The organism is Bacillus cereus group sp. BfR-BA-01379, from assembly GCF_022663605.1.
Taxonomy (GTDB): domain Bacteria; phylum Bacillota; class Bacilli; order Bacillales; family Bacillaceae_G; genus Bacillus_A; species Bacillus_A mobilis.
This window is the reverse complement of the sequence record NZ_JAKUFT010000346.1, coordinates 1-211: the sequence shown is the minus strand read 5'-3', so window position 1 is coordinate 211 and position 211 is coordinate 1. Positions and strand designations below refer to the sequence as shown.

Below are 211 nucleotides of genomic sequence, written 5' to 3'. Positions count from 1 at the left end.
ACTGCTCATATTCCTCATTCTCCTTTCATTTTGTATAATTTAAAACTTCTATTATACTAATATGCTTGATAGAAATACGATTAATGCTGTTAATACTACCGCTCCACTTGCCGATCCTACGAAGTCACCTTTTGTTACTTGTAATACTTGCTCTTTCATTTTGCATTCTCCTCTCTTTTTCTTTTATTACAAAACTTCTATTATACTAATA

General features: G+C 30.3%; 1 protein-coding gene. It reads right to left on the bottom strand.

What is annotated here, in order from left to right; all coding sequences use genetic code 11:
- Window positions 1–51: 51 nt before the first annotated feature.
- The gene (locus MR113_RS28780) at window positions 52–159 is read right to left on the bottom strand and encodes a DUF3948 family protein (RefSeq protein ID WP_098683442.1); all 108 of its coding nucleotides are present in this window, start codon (window positions 157–159) and stop codon (window positions 52–54) included.
- Window positions 160–211: the final 52 nt, after the last annotated feature.